This window comes from Microbacterium sp. GCS4 (assembly GCF_001262495.1).
In the GTDB taxonomy this organism is placed as follows: domain Bacteria; phylum Actinomycetota; class Actinomycetes; order Actinomycetales; family Microbacteriaceae; genus Microbacterium.
Window position 1 is genome coordinate 21,711 of record NZ_LGYE01000005.1, and the last position, 18,452, is coordinate 40,162.

The following is an 18,452-nucleotide window of genomic DNA, read 5'->3' on the forward strand; positions in this document are numbered from 1 at the left end:
TTCCCGCGTGTGACCGTGGACGGTGCCGATTCCCGGATGCTGTGAAAGGCTGAAGGGGTGACTGTCGTACCCCCTGCTGCCGGTGAGCCCCGTCGTCCCGACGGGCCGCGAAATCCCGGCGATGCGTGGGTCGTCGCGCCGTCGGGGGAGAAGTACTGGGGGCGCTTCGGCGCCGCAGGGCTTCTGGCGGTGGATGCCGAACGCGGCGTGCTTCTGCAGCACCGCGTCGCGTGGAGCCACTTCGGCGGCACGTGGGGTCTGCCCGGTGGAGCACTGCACGAGGGCGAGGGGGCGATCGTCGGCGCGGTGCGCGAGGCGCAGGAGGAGGCCGGTGTTCCGGACGGATCGGTGCGGCCCCGGTTCACGAGCGTCCTGGACCTCGGCATCTGGTCGTACACGACCGTGATCGCCGATGTGGTCGAGCCCTTCGAACCCGTGATCAGTGACCCCGAGAGCGTCGCCCTGGAGTGGGTGCCCTTCGACGAGGTCGATGAGCGGCCGTTGCACCCGGGCTTCGCGCGGGCGTGGCCCGCGCTGCGCGAGTTGGTGCGTGCGCGGCCGGTCGTGGTGGTGGATGCCGCGAACGTCGTGGGATCGGTGCCCGACGGATGGTGGAAGGACCGGGCGGGGGCTGCACGTCGCCTCGCCGGTCGGCTCACGGGACTGTCGGTGTCCGGGGCGGAGCTCGGGCTCGGCGGCGACGCATGGTTCCCGTCGATCGCGCTCGTGGTGGAGGGTGCGGCGCGTGGGATCGACGCTCCGGAGGCCGACATCGAGGATTTCGCGGATCTGCGTCTCGGCGGCGATGTCGCGGTCGTCGATGCGGAGGGTTCTGGTGATGATGCGATCGTCGCGGAGGTCGCGCGACAGGTCGAGGCCGGTCGATACGTCGTGGTGGTGACGAGCGATCGGGAGCTGCAGGAGCGCGTGGCCTCGGCGGGCGCCGCACAGGTCCACTCGTCGGGGTGGCTGCTCGGACTGCTCGACGGCGAGAGGCGATGACGGTTCGTCCGCGATCACGCGCCACCGACCGGATCGGTGACGTGTTCGGTGTGGGCGCGGCCGCGGTCGGCACGATTGCTCTGCACCTGTTCCTGTTCGGGGGCGATCGATACTTCTCGTTGCGTTTCCTGTTATCACCGGTCGAAAATCCGATCTCCTTCGCGGCGTTCGTGCTGACGCTCGTGCTGCTCGCGGTAGCTCTCGTCCGGGCGTCGCGGGCCGGTGCCTGGAGCGTGCTCGCGCGGACGACCGCGGAAGCGCACACGGATGTGGCGGATTCCAGCTCTGCCGGCGCATCGGGTGCGACGGGTATGCCGGATGCTGCGGTGGCGGAGGGCGCGGCGGGTGCGGACGGCCGGGAGGGCACCGAGTTCGTGGCGCAGCCGGGGGAGAAGCCGCTCCCCGCATTCGTCGTCCCCGGGGCCGTCACAAGTCGCGCGTTGCGCACTGCCGCGATGGTCGCTGTGCTCAACGCTCTTTTCATGATCGTGTTCCCTATAGCCGTCATCCCGATGTTTGCGGTCATCTTCCTGATCGCCGCCGCTCTCATCGCCGCCGTCCACATCGTGCTCCGTGCCGTGAGCGTCGGCGAGAGCGGCTCCTGAACGGTCCGGTCTGCTCGTTCTCCCACAGGCGGGCGACGCGCTTCGCGAGTTCGCCCTGCGTGCCTTGAGGCGCGACGGGGACTGGCGACCACGCCGTCTCAGCCGCGGCCGGTGCGTGTGTCAGGTGAACATGACGCGTCGTCGTGGTGGGTCGGTGTAGGTGCGTCCGAGGGGGCTGGTCCAGGTGAGGTCGCCTCCGGGGTGCTGGTGTGCGGTCCATCGGTAGGGGTCGTCGATGTCGGGGTGTTTGAGGGTGTGGTGTGTGCGGCAGAGGTGGCTGAGGTTGTCGGTGCGTGTTCGTCCGCCGCGGGCGTGGTCGTGGGTGTGGTCGATGTCGCAGCGGTGGGTCGGCATTCGGCATCCGGGGAAGCGGCAGTGTTGGTCGCGGGCGCGGAGGAACCTGCGCATGGGTGCGGTGGGGGTGTAGGTGTCGGTCTCGGTGACGAGTCCGGTGGGATCGAGGAAGAGGCGGGACCATCCGGTGTTGCGTCCGGCGAGGCCCCGTGCGATGTCGGGGTGGAGGGGGCCGTGGCCGTCGAGTTCGGCGGGCCGGTCGTCGGTGCCGGTGAGGGTGGTCGCGGCGACGGTGACCTGGATGCGGGCCTGGACGGCGTCGAGGCCGGTGCCGAGCGTCTCGGAGGGGGCTGAGGCGAGGAGCAGGTCGGTGAGGAGGTCGGCACGGATCTGGTCGAGGGTGCGCTCATCGGCGATGGCGTGCTCGATGTCGGGGCTGGACGGATCCGTGAGCGGGTCGACGAGTCCGGCGAGCGGGTCGGTCGTGTACGTTCCGTCTTCGCCGTGGATGATGTTCTGCCCCTGGTCGGCGTCGAGGCGGGGATCGCCGGGCAGGAGGTCGCGCGCGAACTCGTCGTCGGGGGCGGAGGGTTCGAGCGGCGGGAGGACGGGTTCGCGGTCGTTGCGGCTGCGGACGATCTCGCGGGCCATGCGGGTGAGGCGGTCGGCGATCGCGACGGCGAGCCATTCGGGGAGCACGGCGGTGAGCAGGGCGAGGCCGTCGTCGACGGAGCGGACGCTCACGCATCGTTCGTCGGTGGCGCGGCGGTGGCGTTCGACGACGGTCTGCTTCGCGAGAGCGGCGGCGACTTTGCGGGCGTGTGCTCGGGTGCGGGCTGCGGTGTCCTGTTCGGCGACGACGAGCACCGACTGCTCGTACAGGCCCAGCGTCTCGGCATCCACGACGTTGTTGAGCACCGCCTCGGAGACGACCATGCTCGCCTGGACGATCTCGCGGACGTGTCCGACCGTGATCGTCCCAGCCTGGAACGCGGCCCGCACCGCGGGCAGGTCGCGGGAGAGGGTGCGGGCGTCGGTGAACGCGTGCTCCACCGTCGCACGCGGTATGTGTCCGGCGGCGGCGTACTCGGCGATCATCGACCGGTAGATCGCGTCCCGGTGGAACGGGCTCTCCGCCACATCCGCGTCGTGCACCGCGATCCTGCCGATCAGCAGATCCGACGCGTGTGCTTCGAGTGCCGCGATCTGTCGCCGGGTGTCGACCCAGTCATCGAGCAGGCGGCACCGTTCCTCCATGTCGAGGTCGAGATCGGTGCGCCGGGTCATACCCCCAGCCTAGAACAAATGTTCGAAACTACCGAGGGTCAGTCACGGAACATACCAGCATCCTCCTCACCGCGTCCGCGCAGCCGGTCGATGTCCCGACGCTCGCGTTTCGTGGGCCGACCGGCACCTCGGTCGCGCACGCCGATCATGGCCTGCGGCTCACGCGGTGGCGTCCTGTCCTCGAAGGCGAGCGCCGCGAGCGGAGCGCCGACGCGCTTGACCAGGATCTGCCGCACCACCATGATCCGATCGAATCCCGCGATCCGCACACGAAGCTCATCACCGACCCGCACCTGCTGCGCGGCCTTCACCTTGTCGCCGTTCCGGCGTACATGCCCCGCACGGCATGCGGTCGTCGCCGCCGACCGGGTCTTGTAGACGCGCACGGCCCAGAGCCAGCTGTCGATCCGCGCAGCATCCACCATCATGCATCCTTCCGTGATGTGGCGAGAGCAGGAAGGCGGGTGCGCAGAGAGAGCAGTGCTCCGGCGACGATCAGCCCCTGCCCGAGCGTATACGTGAGCATGACCGCGGGGCTGCTCCAGGCGGGAAGGGAATCCGGCAGGAACAGGCGCAGCGCGAGGATCGTGTCACTCGCCAGGAAGAACGCCCCGCCGACAGCCACGAGCGGATGGCACCGCGTCGAGAACGCCGCCGTGGACCCGAGCACCAGCCCATAGATCGCGACCGCGACGAGCAGCCCGCCGACATGCGGACCGAGTCCGACCATCATCGCGATCCACCATGCCGCGTAGACGAGCGCCCACCACGGCATCCGTCGCAGGCTCAGATGACGCGCGAACAGTGCGATGTATGCCAGATGCGCGATGCCGAAGAACAGGAGCATGAGCGGCAGTTCCGGAGCAGCGGGGAACAACGCGCCGGCGCCGTCGCCCAACCAGGAGAACAGCAGAGCGGTGAGCAACAGCACGAGCGCGCCACGGCTGTCGATGCGGCCGATCGACACCAGGACCGGCAGGGCCAGCAAGGGGAGGAGCATGAGCTTCGTGGGTCCCGCGGCGGGACTGTCGAGCGCGAGCAGCAGCACATGCGCGATCGAGATCGCGGCGAAGGGGAGGAACGCCCACGCCAGCGTCGGGAGGACGGAGCGGCGCTGCATCCCTCCATCGTATGGTCGGATGCCGGGATGCTGCGGCTCAGGACTCGACGGTGACCTGAGCGATCTGCCCCTCCGCGCCGAGGTGGACTGCGGGCCAGTAGCCCTCGGGGAAGTGCTCGCCGCAGGTATCGATCAGATGCAGCACGATCGTGCCGTCGGCGGAGGCCTCGATCGTCTCGAGCGCGAGATCGGATGCTGCGGTGTCGAGTTCTGTGGGCTCGGGCGTTCCCTGACTGAAGGCCGTGACGACGGCATCCGATGCGAGGCGGCGCAGCCCGCCGAGGGCGGCGATCGTCTCGCGGACTCGAGGGATCAGGGAGCGTGCCTCGTCAGCAGTCGTGCCCTCGAGCATCAGCTCGAGCTCCGAGTCGTCGACCGTGACCGTGCCGGCGTACCAGTCGTGGGTGAGGACGGTACCGTCGCTGAGCTCCGTCGTCGCGCGGACGAGGATGCCGAGGTCGGGGTCGTCGATGATCGGATGCTGGTCGGTCATGGCTCTACGCTAGCGCCGGCTCAGGGGGCGAGGGATCGTCCTTCGGGTTCCAGATGCTCGCGCAGGATGCGGACTGCCTTCGGGCCGACGCCGTGGATCGCGAGGAGGTCGCGTACGGATGCTCCGTCGAACTGGTCCAGCCGTGTGAGACCGTGCAGCGCGAGCTCTCGTCGTGCCACCGTGCCCATCGCGGCGGGCAGCTGCGAATCCCCGGTCATGCGTCGAGTTCGAGCGTCACGAGCGGGCGCCCGGGTTTGAGTTGGCCGTGCTCGGAGAAGCCGCTCGCGAGGAACGTGCTGAGCGTGCCGTGAAACAGCTCGTTGCTGTGCTGCTTCGCGCCGCGGGTGTCGACCGGATACCCCTCGATGATCCGTGCGCCCGAGTCGCGGGCGAAGTCGACCGCCGCGGCAAGGAGCTCCCGGTTGAGTCCCGCTCCGCGATGCTCCCGACGCACCACGAAGCACGTCACCGCCCACACGCTCTCGTCGTCGAAGGGCTCGCTCGTCGCGGCGGCGATCGCCCGCGTGTACGCGAGGCGAGCCTGCCGTGGGCGTGGGCCGATGCGAATCCACCCCGCGGCCTCGCCGTCGGAGTACGCGATGATGCCCGGCGCTGGACCCGCAGCGATCTCCTCGCGCAACATCTCGGTGCGCTGCGGAGTCGAGGTCTCGTTCCAGTCCTTGTTGCGCAGCATGGGCCAGATGCACTGACAGCTGGCGCCATCGCCGCCGCCCGTGAGCGCATGCTGGACGTCGTCCCATCGGGCGGTCGTCGCCACCTCTGTCGTGATCGTCGCCATGCCCGCGACGCTACGCCTGGCCACCGACACCGTGCAACGCCCGGCGGACCGTCGGTTCGCGGACGTGCCGCGAGTCAGGCTAAGATGGGTGAGTTGCCTGCGCGAGAGTGCAGAACAACGGGCTGTGGCGCAGCTTGGTAGCGCACTTGACTGGGGGTCAAGGGGTCGCAGGTTCAAATCCTGTCAGCCCGACCGAAGAAAGGCCCGGAACTCGCAAGAGTCTCCGGGCCTTCTGCATGTCCGGGGGACACTCCGGCCAAGGCGGATCGCGGGCGATGTCGCAGCGACCCGCCAAGATAGGCATCACGCCCATCGAAAGGATCCCCATGGGACTGTTCAACCGCCGCAAGAAGTCGCCGGAGCCCACACCGCCCGCCGCAGAGCCGCAGCCGTGGAAGGAGGAGATCCCGTGGGGCACGCAGTACGGCGGACGAGAGCTCGGGCTCCCCGCGCCGCTCGCGGTCGAGTCCGCCCCCGTGATCGCCGAGTGGTTCGTCGGCATCTTCGCGGAGGACTCCGACGTGGATCTCGACTTTTCGCTCCGGAGTCTCGCCGACGTCGACAGCATCCTCACCCATTTCGAGGAGCGCGGCAGTGAGCGCACGGCCGAGGTCACGGCAGCCTCCGGGTTCTACGCCGGCGAGGTTCTCGTGCGCACGCTAGGGCTCCACTGGGTGCTTGCGAACGACTTCCCCGAGCTCAACGTGCCCGAGGTCCTCAACTACGCGGTCGTCAGCCCCCATGGCTCGGGGACGTACAACATTGTGAACAAGGCCTTCAAGCGCGTCGAGAACGGCGACGAGGACAGCATCGCGTTCTTCGCGCGGGCCATCGTCGCGCAGGAGAACGCCGCACGCGGCTGATCGCCATGACGGAGACGACGGACGCCCCACTCCCGACGCGACGCTCCGCCCGCACGGCGCCGTGGCTCCGTCTCTCTCTCTCTCTCTCTCTCTCTCGCGTCGGTGTTCGCCATCGGGACGGTCGCGCTCATCTGGCTCGCGGCCGTCCCGTTCGGCCCGCTCGTCTGCCCCGCGGTGTACCCGGCCCCGCCGAACTGTTTCGAAGGCAATCGCGAGGGCAGCGCGCTGATCATGACCCTCGTCGTCGGCGTCGTCTACGCCGTGACGCTTCTCGCCGCCGTGCTCCCCGGGACACGACGAGTCGCGATGACCGCCGGTGTCGTCCTCCTCGCTGTCGCGCCGTTCGTCGCCTACGCGGTGGTCGCCTGGTCACCCGGCTTCCCGCTCTGACAACGGCCCATAAGCAGCACCAAGCGACGACACGCCCGGCATCCCGCGTTTCACCTCCCCGAAACCTTAAGAACCGCCCGAACCCCGCCCGCGTGATTCCGCTTCAGGCTCCCCGAAACCCTCCGAATCCCTTCTCCTGGCTTGGATCGCGCACCGGCATCCCGGAAGACTGGTGGGAACGAAGGGGAGTAGCTCCGGGCCGTCCGCCCGAGGGTGCATCGACATACTGACGTTCACGGAGATCGTCCGGTGCCCCGTTCCGATCCGGGATGAGCGAGACCTTCGGCCCCTCTGTGTGGCCGGAGCTCCGCTGTGTCGTCTCTTCGGTCGCGCCCAGACCGAAAGGAGAGCGCGATGCCTCGCGCCCTCATCAGCCGCATCGTGCTGTGTCTCACGATCGCCGCTCCGGCCGTCGTCTTCCGGATCCTCGGATTCCACCCGCACCCCGTCATCGACCTGCTCGTGTTCGGCGCCGCGGTCGTCGCGGCGAGCTTCCTACTCGCCTGGGCGGCCGAGGCGGCGCAGAAGGACATCTCCGGCGCCCTCGCGATCGCGATCCTGGCGCTGATCGCCGTGCTCCCCGAGTACGCGGTCGACCTGTACTACGCGTTCCGCTCGGGCTCCGACCCCGAGTACGCCCAGTACGCCGCCGCGAACATGACCGGCTCCAACCGGCTGCTGCTCGGCTTCGGCTGGCCGCTCGTCGTGATCGTCGCGCTGGTCGTCGCCAATCGCGGACTCGCTCGCGGCGACACGCGGCGCGTCTCGAGCCTCGGCCTTCCCGTCACCGCCCGTCTCGACGTGGGCTTTCTCGCGATCCTCGCCGTGCTGGCCTTCGCGATCCCGCTGCTCGGCACCATCCCGATCTGGTTCGGCCTCGTGCTGATCGCCGCCTTCGTACTGTACCTTTGGCGCGCGAGCCGGGTCGAGGACCACGGCGAGGAGGAGTTCGTCGGCGCCGCCGCCGACATCGCCGGGATGCCGACGCGCACCCGCCGCATCACGGTCGTCACGATGTTCGTCGTCTCGGCCGCGATCATCCTCGCCTGCGCCGAGCCGTTCGCCACGGCCCTTGTCGACTCGGGCACCTCGCTCGGGATCGACAGCTACTTCCTCGTGCAGTGGCTCGCCCCGCTCGCGTCCGAAGCGCCCGAGTTCATCATCGCGGTGCTCTTCGCGCTGCGCGGCATGGGCGCCGCCGCGATCGGCACCCTGATCGCTTCCAAGGTCAATCAGTGGAGCCTGCTCGTCGGGTCGCTGCCTGTCGCGCACTTCTTCGGCGGCGGCGGGGGCGATCTGCCGCTCGACGCCCGGCAGATCGAGGAGTTCGTGCTCACCGGCACGCAGACCGTCATGGGGGTCGCGATCATCATGGCGCTGCGTTTCCACTGGCGGTCCGCCGTCGCTCTCGCCGCGATCTTCGCGGTGCAGTTCTTCGTGACCGACACGACGGGGCGCTACGTGCTGTCGATCATCCAGGTCGCGATCGCCGTGGGGCTGCTGATCCTGCACCGCAAGGACGTCCTGCCGACGCTCGCGGCGCCGTTCCGTCGTACCCTGCCGGCGGCGCACAGGCAGGCGGCGATGACAGGGAGGGGCTCGACGGCGGACACCGGCACGATTCCCGTCTCCCGCTGACCGTCAGCCGCGGCCGCAGGAGAGGAACCTCAGCCGCCGGCCTCCGACAGGAACCTCAGCCCGCGGGCCGCAGGAGAAAGGCGAGCTCGACCGTCCACGCGGTCTTGCGCTTCTCGACGCGCGGATCCGTGCGGAGGATCTCGAACCTCCCGGCCCAGACGCCGGACTCGGGATCGCTGTCGAACGTCCGTCCCTGTTCCGGCGCCCACGCGAGCAGTCTCTTGTTCGCGGTCATCGAGCTTCCGCGGTACGCGAGCAGGGCGTAGTCGCCGGCGGAGGCCGTCCCGGAACGCACGCGCTCGTCCCCGGCATCCGCAGCGGACGTGTCGAGGACGCCCACCTCGATGTCCATGTCGCCGGCCATGTCGACCCGGTGCAGTCTGAGGAAGAAGGGCCCACCGGGCTCGATCTCCCGATCGGCGAGCCAGAGGGTGAGCTCGGCGATCAGGTCGTCGCGCACCGCCAGCATCCCTCGAAAAGGGGTGACGAGACGGATGCCGACCGTCGGCCGCTCGGCCCGTGCCTCGATGCGCGGACCGTCCTCGATGTCGACTCCCATGTGCCCATGATCCCGGCGCACCGCCCGGAAGCAAAGCCCCGTCAGACCTCGAAGACCGTGCGGCCTCCGATCACCGTCCGAACCACCCGCGTCGACAGCAGCGTCTCCTCGCCGTGCACGAAGGGGTCATCGGCGAGCACCACGAAGTCCGCCGCCTGCCCGGGGGCGATGCGCCCGCGCCAGTCGCCATCGCCGACCGAGGCGGCGGCGTCTCTCGTCGCGTGGGCGATCGCCCGGTCGAGCGGCAGAGCGAACTGCGGATGCACGGCCGCGACGTCCCGGTCGAGAGCCGACGCCCTGGTCGCCGCGACGAACATGTTCGCGAGCGCCTCATGCGGGGCGGTCGGGGCGTCCGTCGAGAAGGCGAGCAGCGCACCCGCATCCTCGTACTCCGGCCATGCGAACGCACGCTCGACGCGCTCGTCGCCCAGCTGCGCCGCCCAGTTGGCGAAGATCGCGGGATCCGCGTGCACGGGCTGCATCGACGCCGTCACGCCGAGCCGCGCCATGCGTTCCGCCGTCCCCGGCGCCGCGTACTCCAGATGTTCGATGCGATGGCGTCGGGGCAGGTCTCCGTTCACCGTGATCGCGTGCTCGAGCGCATCCAGGGCGAGAGTGCTCGCGGCGTCGCCGATCGCGTGCAACGCCACCTGCAGACCGGCCGCGTCGGCAGCGGCGACGACCGGCAGCAGACGCTCGGCGGGCCAGATCGGCCCCGCGTTCGTACCGTTCGCGTAGGGATCGCGCATCGCGGCGGTGCAGGCGTCGATCGTGCCGTCGAGCACGAGCTTGATGCCGACGACCCGCACGCCCGCCGTCTCCTGCGCAGCCCGCGATGCGGCTTCGGCGACCTGGGCGAGGTTCGCCTCGTCGTCTCCCGTGTTCGCGACGAACCAGTGCGCCGCGATGCGGAGGGGCTGCGCGCCTCGCGCGGCGGCCCTCTCGAGAGCGGCGAGACCGAGCCCATCGAACGCCATGTCGACGGCTCCGACGACCCCGGCCGTGAGGTACGCCTCCACCACGCGATCGACGGCGGCGTCGCGCTGCGCATCAGTCGTCGTCGCGTCACGATGCGCCCACGCGTACTGCTGCGCCGCGGTCTCGTACAGCATCCCTGTCGCCTCGCCGTCGGCGTCGCGCTCGATGCGGCCGCCGATCGGGTCGGGGGTGTCGCGGTCGATCCCCAGCTCGGCGAGGGCCGCGGAGTTCACCCAGCAGGAGTGGTAGTCGTTCGCGTCGAGGTAGACCGGCACGTCCGCCACGACGGCGTCGATCATGGCGGCGGTCGGGGCCCCGCCGGGGACAGCGTCGAAAAGCCACCCCCGACCGCGCAGCACGCCGTCCGCCGAGGCCCGCGCCGCCCGCAGCCGCTCCTGGATCTCCTCCAGCGAGCGTGCGTCGGTGAGGCCGACCTGCCCGAGCGCCTCGCCCATCATCAGCAGGTGGGTGTGCGCGTCGGTGAATCCGGGCAGCACGAGCCGTCCGTCCAGGTCGACCTCGTGATCGGCGTCCGGTGCGTCCGCGTCGGCCCCGGCGAACACGAATCGGTCGTCGTCGACGACCATGGCGTCGACCCATCCGGGTGCGTCGGCGGTGAGGATGCGGGCGTTGCGGTACAGGGTGCGGGTCATGACAGAGCCTCCGGGGTGACGGCGCGCTCGAGGCGCGTGGACAGCAGAGCGATCGCCCCGGCGGGCACGGCCAGCACGAAGCTCGCCACGCCGAGGGCGATCGCGAACCCCTGGAAGCCGAGCACACCCACGAGGGCGGCGCCGATCACCGGGGTGAGGGCCGAGCCGACGAGGTAGACGGCGAGGAGCGGGCCGGACCATCGGCCATCCGCATCCAGGGCAGCCGAGGTCGAGACGAAGTACATGAAGGCGATCGCGTACACGGTGTTCCAGGCGATGAAGACGACGATGAAGGCGGTCGCATCGGTCGTGAAGCCCTCCACGATCTTGAGGATGCCGCCGGCGGCGAGGAGGATCACGAGCGGCAGCGCCCGGCCGAGACGGGAGCCGACGATCATGAGCAGCAGTGAACCGAGGAGTCCTCCGGCGGTCGCTCCGCTCAGCGCGATGCCCAGGCCCTCGGGGCTCAGGCCCGCCTGTTCGGCGCCCATCACTCCGGCCATGGCCCACAGCGAGTCCTCGCTCGCGGCCCACAGGGCGAACACCACGAGCAGCCCGAAGCCCGCGATCGTGACCGTGCGGGATCGTGCCGGCGCCGTCCGCACCGTGCCGGTCGGGGGGATCTCGATCGGCATGGCGTCACCGACCGCGGCCGCCGCCTGCGGATCGACGACGGGGGCGGCAGGGAGCCAGGCGGAGACGGCGAGACCGAGCACGCCGAACAGGGCGAGAGCGCCGAACACGTCGATCGGGGCGAGGCCGATGAGCGGGATCACGGCGAGCACGATCGTGATGATGCCGCGATTCGCGAGTCCGTTGAACCCGGCGACGCGGTCGGGGTTGCGGAAGGCCGCCAGGGCGGCGCCCGACGCGGCGACCGCGCCTCCGGCCCCTGCGCCGCCCAGCAGCAGACCGGGCAGGAGCAGCGCCGGAACCAGGGCGGCGGTCGCGAAGCCCAGTGCGGCGAGACCGAGGCCGGCGCGGGCCACGGTGCGACGATGCGCTCCTGCGCACAGGGGAGCGATCGCGAGTCCCGTGACGGCGGTGAGCAGGAGCGTCGCGGTGACGAGCCAGCTCGCACCGAGGACGTCGATGCCGAGGCCGGTCTGCGCGGCCGTGATCATGTACGGCGAGAGGTTGACGCCGAGGTAGCCGGCGATGCCGATCGCGAACGTGGCGGACGCGGTCGGGAACCGGAGGGGGACGCGGGTGCTGAGGTCGACGGCGGTCATGGAGCTCCAGGGGGAGAGGGCACGTCACTGTGCGGAGGGCGGGTCGGGAGGCGCGGGGTGAGCGTCGTCCATTAAAACGAATAGTGTTCGTCGACGAATGGTGTTCACTATTATGCACAGGAGGGATGCCGGAGGGAAGCGTGGCTTTCGCGGCATCCGCGTGAACGGAAGCGAGAGATCCATGCCCCGCCCATCGGCCCCCCTGCTGTCGCCCGACATCATCGGCGCCGCCGGGCTCGCGCTGGTGCGCGACGGTCAGCCGTTCGGCGTCAACGCGATCGCCCGTCGGCTGGGCGTCCGTCCGTCCTCGCTGTACAACCACGTCGAGGGCATGGACGGGATCGTCGAGCTGATGCGCGGGCGCCTCGTGGAGGACTACCGGGTCGTTCCCGATGGGGGCAGCTGGGACCGCTTCGTGGTGGACCTGCTCCGGGCGCAGCGACGCATGTACGCCGACCACCCTCAGCTCGTGCCGCTCCTGATCGGCAAGACGATCACGCATCCGGCCGTGATCGCGGCCTACGACGATCTCGCGACCGTGCTCGTCGACGGCGGTTTCGCCGAGTCGCAGGTGCTCACGGTCATCGCGATCATCGACGCGTTCGCGATCGGCTTCGGACTCGACCTGGCCTCACCCGACGATGTGTGGGATCCGGGCGAGAGCACGCGCACGCTCGGGCGCATCCTGGAGGATTCCGAGCGGGGCGACGCGCGAGCCGACCGGACGTTCGACCTGGGAGTCGAGCTGCTGATCGACTCGCTGCGTGCCCTGCTGGGTGTCCGTCCCGCATCCTCCCCCTGAGGATGCGGGCCGGTAGCCCTCTCGAGTCATCCACCCCAGATGGATCTCTCGAGAGGGCGCACCGTCCTTCCCGGACGGTAGGGGAGGCGGCGAAGATCTCGCTGCTTCCATCGGCTGTCTCTCCCCAGATGACTGCCGGTAGCCCCCGCTACTCGTAGCAGAATATCGCTATTCCCGCTTGTCCGCCATTTGGGGGACAAAGAAATCTACGAATGTTTCTACCGAGTTTTTCGCGGCTTCTGAGAGTTCGCATTCACCCTTGCCCTCCGGGCACGCGCTCCTAGAGTGGATCCATGGACAGAAGGCTCGCGCTGCACTCCCCGCTCGCCATCCCGAGCGGCCATCGTCTCGACGTGACGGAGCAGATCGACGAGACGACCGGAGAGGCGTCGGTGCTGTCGATCGTCGACCTCGACACCGGCATCCGCTACCGCCGCGTCGAGGAACTCCACGGCGAGATCGTGCGCTGGACCGGTCGGGTCCTCGACTGCACCGTCACGTTCGGAGGTCCGGGAGCGCACACCGTTCTGCGCGTGGACGCCGACGTCGAAGCCGGCGCTTCCGGCGCGACCGGAGCGCGCACAGCGCTGCACGGTGCCGATGCCGCGGTCGACGCCGCGAAAGCCGAAGCCGACCGGTGGGGCGGCGGCGACCGCCTCCCCGAACCGGAACCCGAACGCTTCTGGTGACCGGGCGCCTCTGGTGACCCGGCGTTCCCCGTGGCGCTGACCCGTCACCGGAAGTCGCGCGATCGATGCGCGACCCCGGTGCGGAGATCCTCGAACGCATCGGCGAGGATGTTGATGACGCCCTCGGGGGAGCGCTCCAGGATGCCGCGGATGATCAGCGCCGGAGAATCTCGCGCCACCCGGCGATAGCGCCCCCATACGCCGGTCGAGCAGATCACGTTGACCAGTCCGCTCTCGTCCTCGAGGTTGAGGAACGTCACGCCCGCCGCCGTGGCCGGGCGCTGCCGATGCGTCACGAGCCCGGCGACCTCGACCCGCCGGCCTGTCTCGTGCCCCTGCAGGTCACGGGACGAGAGCACGCCCCGGTCGCTCAGCGCCGCGCGGAAGTGCGTCATCGGATGGTCGTCGGTCGAGACGCCCGTGGCCCAGAGATCGGCGGAGAGGCGCTCGTAGCTGGACTGGTCGGCGAACAGGGGCGGCTGCACCGCGACCGTCGTGCCCGGCAGGTACCGGGAGCGGTCGTCGGCCGCAGCCCCCGCGAGCCACATCGCCTCCCGCCGCTGCAGCCCGAGGCACTCGAAGGCGCCGGCCGTGGCGAGGGACTCCAGCTGTGCGGCCGTGGCGTCCGTGCGCCGCACCAGGTCGTGCAGGTCGCGATACGGCCCGTGCTCCTCGCGCTCGGCGACGATCCGCCGTGCCAGGGGGAGGCCGATGCCGCGCACACCGCTGAGACCCAGACGCACCGCGTATCCGCCGTCGCGACGGTGCGCGGCCGACTCATCCGGGAGGGACCGGTCGAAGCGCGGCACCTCCGGCTGATCGTGCTCAGCGCACGAGGCCACACCCGTCGGCATCCGCTCGGTCGAACCGTCGAGCGGCTCGAGCAGGTCGGTGGCGCCCGAGGCGTGCAGGTCGGGACGCCGCACCTCCACCCCGTGTCGGCGCGCGTCCGAGGTGAGAGTGGAGGGCGAGTAGAACCCCATGGGCTGCGACCGTAGGAGCCCGGCGAGAAAGGCCGCGGGATAGTGCAGCTTGAGCCAGGAGCTCGCGTAGACGAGGAGCGCGAACGACAGCGAGTGCGACTCCGCGAACCCGAAGTTCGAGAACGCCTGGATCTGCGCGTAGATGCGGTCGGACTGATCCTTCGAGAGGCCGCGCCGGGTCATCCCCGCGTAGAGCTTGTCGCGCACCTTCTCGATCTTCTCCAGCCCGCGCTTGGAGCCCATCGCCCGCCGCAGCAGATCGGCCTCGTCGGCCGTGCAGTCGCCGATCGCCGTCGCCATCTGGATCAGCTGCTCCTGGAAGATCGGGATGCCGAGCGTGCGCTCCAGGATCGGCTGCAGGTCGCTGTGCGGATAGGGGATGTCGAGCCGCACCGGCTCCTCGCCGCGTGCCGCCCTGGCGCGGTTCTCCTCGTCGAGGGCATCCTTCGCCATCTTGCGGCGGACGAAGGGATGCACGGCCCCGCCCTGGATGGGCCCGGGGCGGATGAGGGCGATCTGGATCGCGAGGTCGTAGAAGCACCGGGGCTGCAACCGGGGGAGCAGACCGATCTGTGCGCGGGACTCCACCTGGAACACACCGATCGAGTCGGCACGGCACAGCATGTCGTAGACGCCGGGCTCCTCCTTCGGGAGGGTCTCCAGCGTCCACTCCTCACCGGTCGCCTCGCGGATCAGGTCGAAGCAGTGCTGCAGCGCGGCGAGCATCCCCAGGCCCAGCAGGTCGAACTTCACGAGTCCCATCCAGGCCGCGTCGTCCTTGTCCCACTGGATGACCGTGCGGTTCTCCATGCGGGCGTGCTCGACCGGCACGACCTCGCCGACGGGACGGGCCGTGAGCACCATGCCCCCGGAATGGATGCCGAGGTGCCGTGGCGCCTTCAGCAGCTCTCCTGCGTACTCGATCACGGTCGCCGGGATGTCGTGCCCCTCGGCCATCTCCAGGCCGTGGCTCCACCCGTCGACCTGCCGCGACCACGCGTCCTGCTGTCCGGGCGAATGCCCCAGCGCCCTGGCCATGTCGCGGATGGCGTTCTTGGGACGGTACTGGATCACGTTCGCGACCTGCGCCGCCCGCTCCCGCCCGTACTCCCGGTACACCCACTGGATGATCTCCTCGCGGCGGTCGGAGTCGAAGTCCACGTCGATGTCCGGCTCCTCCGAGCGCGTGGTCGCGAGGAAGCGCTCGAACGGGAGCCGGTAGAGGATCGGATCGACCGCGGTGATGCCCAGCAGGTAGCACACCGCGCTCGCCGCAGCGGATCCGCGACCCTGGCACAGGATGCCGAGGCGTCGCGCCTCCGACACGATGCCGTGCACGATGAGGAAGTAGCCGGGGAAGTCCTTCTCCTCGATCACGTCGAGCTCGCGGTGGATGCGGCGGCGGCCATCGTCGTCCAGTCGCGGGTACTTGGACGGCACGGCCTCCCACACCAGATGCCGCAGCCACGTCATGGGCGTGTGGCCTTCCGGCACCTCCTGACGGGGCAGAGCCGGGCGTGCGCGGCGCAGCGGGAAGGCGGAGGCCCCGGCCAGCTCCAGTCCGTACGAGATCGCCCCGGGGTACCGCCGGAACCGCGCCGCCATCTCGGCGCCGCTGCGCAGATGCGCCCCGCCGTGCGCGGGGAGCCAGCCGTCGAGATCGTCCATGCTCCGCACCGCGCGCACCGCCGCGACCGCCTCGGCCAGGGCGGCGCGATCGGGGGTCGCGTAGTGCACGTTGTTGGTCGCCACCACCGGCAGACGCTGCCGGCGGGCGAGGTCGGCGAGGGCGTCGTTCCGCCGGGTGTCCAGGGGGTCGCCGTGGTCGAACAGCTCGACCGCGACGCGGTCCCGCCCGAACAGGTCGACCAGGCGGCGCAGGGGGGTCGCGGCGTCGCCGGTCTCGAGCCCGCGGCGGACACCGCCCTTGCGGCATCCGGTGAGGATCGTCCAGTGCCCCTCGGCGGTGGCCGCGAGCTCCTCGAGGTCGTAGACCGGGCGGCCCTTCTCTCCGCCGCGCAGATGGGCGGACGTCATCGCGGCGGAGAGCCGGTGGTAGCCCTCGAGGCCGTCGGCGAGCACGAGCAGGTGGTCTCCCATCGGGTCGGCGGCTCCCCGCTGCGGCGCGTCGAGGCCGATCGACAGCTCGGCTCCGTACACGGTCTGCACGTGCACGTCCATGAGCTCGGCGACCTCGGCGAAGCGTGCGGCGCCGTAGAAGCCGTCGTGATCCGTGAGGGCCAGTGCGGAGAGGCCGAGGCGTTCCGCCTCGGCCAGCAGATCCTCGGGCGACGACGCCCCGTCGAGGAAGGAGTACGAGGAGTGCGCGTGCAGCTCGGCGTAGGGAACGGCATCCTCGGGCCGGGTGACCGTCGTCGGTGGGGTGCGCTTCTTCCGTGTGCTCACCGGCCCCGGGTCCGGGCGGTCGAGCCAGGGCTCGGGGCCGCCGATCGGATACGGCGACTCCTCACCGCTCAGCGTGCGCTCGAGTTCGCGCCAGGTCTGCGGAGGGTTGTGCCAGCCCATCAGCGGTACCGTCCCTCGGCCCACCACCGGTCGCCGGCCGAGAACACCAGCCAGGCCCGGTCGTGGCCGTCGACGATCTGCAGGCGATGCCCCCGCTTGCCGCCCGTGCTCTCCCAGCGGCGCTCGTGGATCGGCCAGGGGCCTGCCCAGGCGCGCACCTCGTCGCCGTCGATCCGTGCGGGGACGGCCGACAGTGCGCCCCGCTCGTCGACGGCCACGGCCTCGCCGCTCGCCGTCTGCACGCCGATCGGCCGCGGGGGACGGAACACCTCGGCCGGCAGCGGGTCGGGCAGGCTGCCGGGCCAGGGGCGGTCGGGGTCGCGCGGCGCGACGCTCCGCTCACCCCAGGGTGTGAGCACCTGACGGTCGGCGAGCCAGCGCCCGCCCGAGAGCGCCGCGGTCACGACGCCCTGATGTCCCAGCATGGTCTGCACTCGGGAGACGGCGTGGTGCAGGCGCTCGTCGGTGCCGGAACCGAACAGGCCTGGTTGGTGATGGGCGGCGTCGTCGACGGCCACGGGCACGACGCGCACCATCGCGATGCCGCCGAAGGCCCGTGCTTCGTCGACGGGTTCCTTCGCGGATTCGGCGGCGAGGGCCTCGAGCTGCCAGCGCACGCGGTCGACGAGGTCGGCGGCGTCGAAGCAGGTCGGGTGCAGCCAGGTGCGCGAATGCACCCGCCCGTCGTCGTCGGTCAGGTCGATGCGCACCTCGGTGCAGACGACCGAGGCGTCGGCGAGAGCGAGGAGCACCGCATCCGCCGTCTGCCGAACCGCGAACGCCACCTGGTCGGCTCCGGCGAGCGGGGAGTCGAACTCGATCGCACGCACGAGCTCCGGGTCGGGAGGGCGTGCGACGACCGCCCGGGAGTCGGCGCCGGCCGCGAGCGCGTGCAGCCGGGCGCCGCGCTCGCCGAAGCGATCCCGCACCTCGATCTCGTCGAGGGCCGCGAAGTCGCCGAGGGTGCGCACCCCGAGGCGCACGAGCAGGCCGGTGAGCTGCTCGTCGCGCAGCACCCGCACGGGGAGCGGATGCAGGAACTCCTCGGCGCGCCCGGCCGGGATCACCGTGCAGGGCGCGGGCCCGCGAGCGGCGAGCTCGGCCGTGAACGGGCCGTCGGCGACTCCCACGCGCACCTCGGGGTAGCCGGCCTCGGCGAGGACGCGGATCAGAGCCGCCCCCGCCTCGGCCTCGCCCTCGTGGTAGCGGGCGATGCCGCGGGCGCGGAGCGCGGCGAGTCCTGGGCGCAGCAGCGCGACGCCGGGGGCGTGCCGCTCGATGAGCTGCAGCACGGGGAGGAACGCCCTCTCGTCCGTGGCGGGGTCGTGCGGGAGCACCCGCAGCGACGAGATGCAGCCCTGCGCCTCACGGCGGCGCTGCCCCGCCCGCACGCCGTGCTCGCGCGCCGAGGCCGTGCAGGCGATGACGGTGTTCGCGTGCACGAGAGCGGTCGGCGGATGCGGGGGAGCACCCCTCAGCGCCGCCCGCAGCGGCCAGTCGGGGAACCACAGCACGAGGACCCGGTGAGGAGCGTTCATC

General features: G+C 70.7%; 18 protein-coding genes and 1 tRNA gene. 8 read left to right on the forward strand and 11 right to left on the reverse strand.

The genetic code is table 11. The features are described from left to right. The first annotated feature begins 57 nt into the window (after positions 1 to 57). A complete protein-coding gene (locus AKH00_RS15555) occupies positions 58 to 1,002 on the forward strand; it encodes an NUDIX domain-containing protein (RefSeq protein WP_050723689.1) in 945 nt (314 codons plus the stop codon). Beyond that, positions 999 to 1,607: a hypothetical protein gene (locus AKH00_RS18035; protein WP_050723690.1), complete on the forward strand. Its 609-nt coding sequence runs from the start codon at positions 999 to 1,001 to the stop codon at positions 1,605 to 1,607. The genes AKH00_RS15555 and AKH00_RS18035 overlap by 4 nt, the downstream gene beginning before the upstream one ends. A gap of 120 nt (positions 1,608 to 1,727) precedes the next feature. On the opposite strand, the gene AKH00_RS15565 is transcribed toward AKH00_RS18035, so the two are convergent. The 6 genes from AKH00_RS15565 to AKH00_RS15590 are packed head-to-tail and all read right to left on the reverse strand — an operon-like array spanning position 1,728 to position 5,600. After that, positions 1,728 to 3,188, reverse strand: coding sequence for an HNH endonuclease signature motif containing protein (locus AKH00_RS15565; protein ID WP_050723691.1), 1,461 nt, complete (start codon positions 3,186 to 3,188; stop codon positions 1,728 to 1,730). Positions 3,189 to 3,226: 38 nt separating this feature from the next. Next, positions 3,227 to 3,613, reverse strand: a complete 387-nt coding sequence (locus AKH00_RS15570; protein ID WP_050723692.1) for an RNA-binding S4 domain-containing protein — start codon at positions 3,611 to 3,613, stop codon at positions 3,227 to 3,229. Next, positions 3,613 to 4,308 (reverse strand): lysoplasmalogenase, encoded by a 696-nt coding sequence (locus tag AKH00_RS15575; protein WP_050723693.1) that lies wholly within the window; start codon positions 4,306 to 4,308, stop codon positions 3,613 to 3,615. Before AKH00_RS15575 ends, AKH00_RS15570 begins: the two co-directional genes overlap by 1 nt. Positions 4,309 to 4,345: 37 nt before the next feature. Beyond that, on the reverse strand, positions 4,346 to 4,801 hold the full coding sequence (locus tag AKH00_RS15580; RefSeq protein WP_050723694.1) for a hypothetical protein: 456 nt from the start codon (positions 4,799 to 4,801) through the stop codon (positions 4,346 to 4,348). A 20-nt stretch (positions 4,802 to 4,821) separates the two neighbouring features. Further along, complete coding sequence (locus AKH00_RS15585) at positions 4,822 to 5,019, reverse strand: hypothetical protein (protein WP_050723695.1); 198 nt, start codon at positions 5,017 to 5,019, stop codon at positions 4,822 to 4,824. Then, positions 5,016 to 5,600, reverse strand: a complete 585-nt coding sequence (locus AKH00_RS15590; protein ID WP_050723696.1) for a GNAT family N-acetyltransferase — start codon at positions 5,598 to 5,600, stop codon at positions 5,016 to 5,018. Before AKH00_RS15590 ends, AKH00_RS15585 begins: the two co-directional genes overlap by 4 nt. A 118-nt stretch (positions 5,601 to 5,718) precedes the next feature. On the opposite strand from AKH00_RS15590, the gene AKH00_RS15595 reads away from it, so the two are divergent. From AKH00_RS15595 to AKH00_RS15610, 4 genes are all read left to right on the forward strand, one after another. Continuing rightward, a tRNA-Pro gene (locus tag AKH00_RS15595) sits at positions 5,719 to 5,792 on the forward strand. A gap of 134 nt (positions 5,793 to 5,926) precedes the next feature. Beyond that, a complete protein-coding gene (locus tag AKH00_RS15600; RefSeq protein WP_050723697.1) occupies positions 5,927 to 6,463 on the forward strand; it encodes a hypothetical protein in 537 nt (178 codons plus the stop codon). Positions 6,464 to 6,565: 102 nt separating this feature from the next. Further along, positions 6,566 to 6,853, forward strand: coding sequence for a hypothetical protein (locus tag AKH00_RS15605; protein WP_050723698.1), 288 nt, complete (start codon positions 6,566 to 6,568; stop codon positions 6,851 to 6,853). Between the two features lie 354 nt (positions 6,854 to 7,207). Then, entirely contained in the window at positions 7,208 to 8,491 is a 1,284-nt protein-coding gene (locus AKH00_RS15610) for a sodium:proton exchanger (RefSeq protein WP_050723699.1), read from the forward strand. A 55-nt stretch (positions 8,492 to 8,546) separates the two neighbouring features. On the opposite strand, the gene AKH00_RS15615 is transcribed toward AKH00_RS15610, so the two are convergent. The 3 genes from AKH00_RS15615 to AKH00_RS15625 are packed head-to-tail and all read right to left on the reverse strand — an operon-like array spanning position 8,547 to position 11,913. Further along, positions 8,547 to 9,050: a GyrI-like domain-containing protein gene (locus AKH00_RS15615; RefSeq protein ID WP_050723700.1), complete on the reverse strand. Its 504-nt coding sequence runs from the start codon at positions 9,048 to 9,050 to the stop codon at positions 8,547 to 8,549. 41 nt (positions 9,051 to 9,091) lie between these two features. Beyond that, the gene (locus tag AKH00_RS15620) at positions 9,092 to 10,681 is read right to left on the reverse strand and encodes an amidohydrolase (RefSeq protein ID WP_050723701.1); all 1,590 of its coding nucleotides are present in this window, start codon (positions 10,679 to 10,681) and stop codon (positions 9,092 to 9,094) included. Next, positions 10,678 to 11,913, reverse strand: a complete 1,236-nt coding sequence (locus AKH00_RS15625) for an MFS transporter (RefSeq protein ID WP_050723702.1) — start codon at positions 11,911 to 11,913, stop codon at positions 10,678 to 10,680. Before AKH00_RS15625 ends, AKH00_RS15620 begins: the two co-directional genes overlap by 4 nt. A gap of 181 nt (positions 11,914 to 12,094) precedes the next feature. Here AKH00_RS15625 and AKH00_RS15630 point away from each other — a divergent pair, with 181 nt between their 5' ends. Continuing rightward, on the forward strand, positions 12,095 to 12,715 hold the full coding sequence (locus AKH00_RS15630) for a TetR/AcrR family transcriptional regulator (protein ID WP_050723703.1): 621 nt from the start codon (positions 12,095 to 12,097) through the stop codon (positions 12,713 to 12,715). A 293-nt stretch (positions 12,716 to 13,008) separates the two neighbouring features. Continuing rightward, positions 13,009 to 13,404, forward strand: coding sequence for a hypothetical protein (locus AKH00_RS15635; RefSeq protein WP_050723704.1), 396 nt, complete (start codon positions 13,009 to 13,011; stop codon positions 13,402 to 13,404). A gap of 44 nt (positions 13,405 to 13,448) precedes the next feature. Here the strand turns inward: AKH00_RS15635 and AKH00_RS15640 are convergent, their stop codons facing one another. Further along, a complete protein-coding gene (locus AKH00_RS15640) occupies positions 13,449 to 16,913 on the reverse strand; it encodes an error-prone DNA polymerase (RefSeq protein WP_050723705.1) in 3,465 nt (1,154 codons plus the stop codon). Continuing rightward, positions 16,913 to 18,451 (reverse strand): DNA polymerase Y family protein, encoded by a 1,539-nt coding sequence (locus tag AKH00_RS15645; RefSeq protein ID WP_050723706.1) that lies wholly within the window; start codon positions 18,449 to 18,451, stop codon positions 16,913 to 16,915. Before AKH00_RS15645 ends, AKH00_RS15640 begins: the two co-directional genes overlap by 1 nt. Between the last annotated feature and the right edge of the window lies 1 nt (position 18,452).

What these genes read in the sequence shown, in the direction of transcription:
- AKH00_RS15640 (WP_050723705.1), bottom strand. Translation starts at nt 16,913, where the DNA reads ATGGGCTGGCACAACCCTCCGCAGACCTGGCGCGAACTCGAGCGCACG.
- AKH00_RS15565 (WP_050723691.1), bottom strand. Translation starts at nt 3,188, where the DNA reads ATGACCCGGCGCACCGATCTCGACCTCGACATGGAGGAACGGTGCCGC.
- AKH00_RS15610 (WP_050723699.1), top strand. Translation starts at nt 7,208, where the DNA reads ATGCCTCGCGCCCTCATCAGCCGCATCGTGCTGTGTCTCACGATCGCC.
- AKH00_RS15570 (WP_050723692.1), bottom strand. Translation starts at nt 3,613, where the DNA reads ATGGTGGATGCTGCGCGGATCGACAGCTGGCTCTGGGCCGTGCGCGTC.
- AKH00_RS15620 (WP_050723701.1), bottom strand. Translation starts at nt 10,681, where the DNA reads ATGACCCGCACCCTGTACCGCAACGCCCGCATCCTCACCGCCGACGCA.
- AKH00_RS15625 (WP_050723702.1), bottom strand. Translation starts at nt 11,913, where the DNA reads ATGACCGCCGTCGACCTCAGCACCCGCGTCCCCCTCCGGTTCCCGACC.
- AKH00_RS18035 (WP_050723690.1), top strand. Translation starts at nt 999, where the DNA reads ATGACGGTTCGTCCGCGATCACGCGCCACCGACCGGATCGGTGACGTG.
- AKH00_RS15580 (WP_050723694.1), bottom strand. Translation starts at nt 4,801, where the DNA reads ATGACCGACCAGCATCCGATCATCGACGACCCCGACCTCGGCATCCTC.
- AKH00_RS15645 (WP_050723706.1), bottom strand. Translation starts at nt 18,451, where the DNA reads ATGAACGCTCCTCACCGGGTCCTCGTGCTGTGGTTCCCCGACTGGCCG.
- AKH00_RS15585 (WP_050723695.1), bottom strand. Translation starts at nt 5,019, where the DNA reads ATGACCGGGGATTCGCAGCTGCCCGCCGCGATGGGCACGGTGGCACGA.
- AKH00_RS15630 (WP_050723703.1), top strand. Translation starts at nt 12,095, where the DNA reads ATGCCCCGCCCATCGGCCCCCCTGCTGTCGCCCGACATCATCGGCGCC.
- AKH00_RS15575 (WP_050723693.1), bottom strand. Translation starts at nt 4,308, where the DNA reads ATGCAGCGCCGCTCCGTCCTCCCGACGCTGGCGTGGGCGTTCCTCCCC.
- AKH00_RS15590 (WP_050723696.1), bottom strand. Translation starts at nt 5,600, where the DNA reads ATGGCGACGATCACGACAGAGGTGGCGACGACCGCCCGATGGGACGAC.
- AKH00_RS15635 (WP_050723704.1), top strand. Translation starts at nt 13,009, where the DNA reads ATGGACAGAAGGCTCGCGCTGCACTCCCCGCTCGCCATCCCGAGCGGC.
- AKH00_RS15615 (WP_050723700.1), bottom strand. Translation starts at nt 9,050, where the DNA reads ATGGGAGTCGACATCGAGGACGGTCCGCGCATCGAGGCACGGGCCGAG.
- AKH00_RS15600 (WP_050723697.1), top strand. Translation starts at nt 5,927, where the DNA reads ATGGGACTGTTCAACCGCCGCAAGAAGTCGCCGGAGCCCACACCGCCC.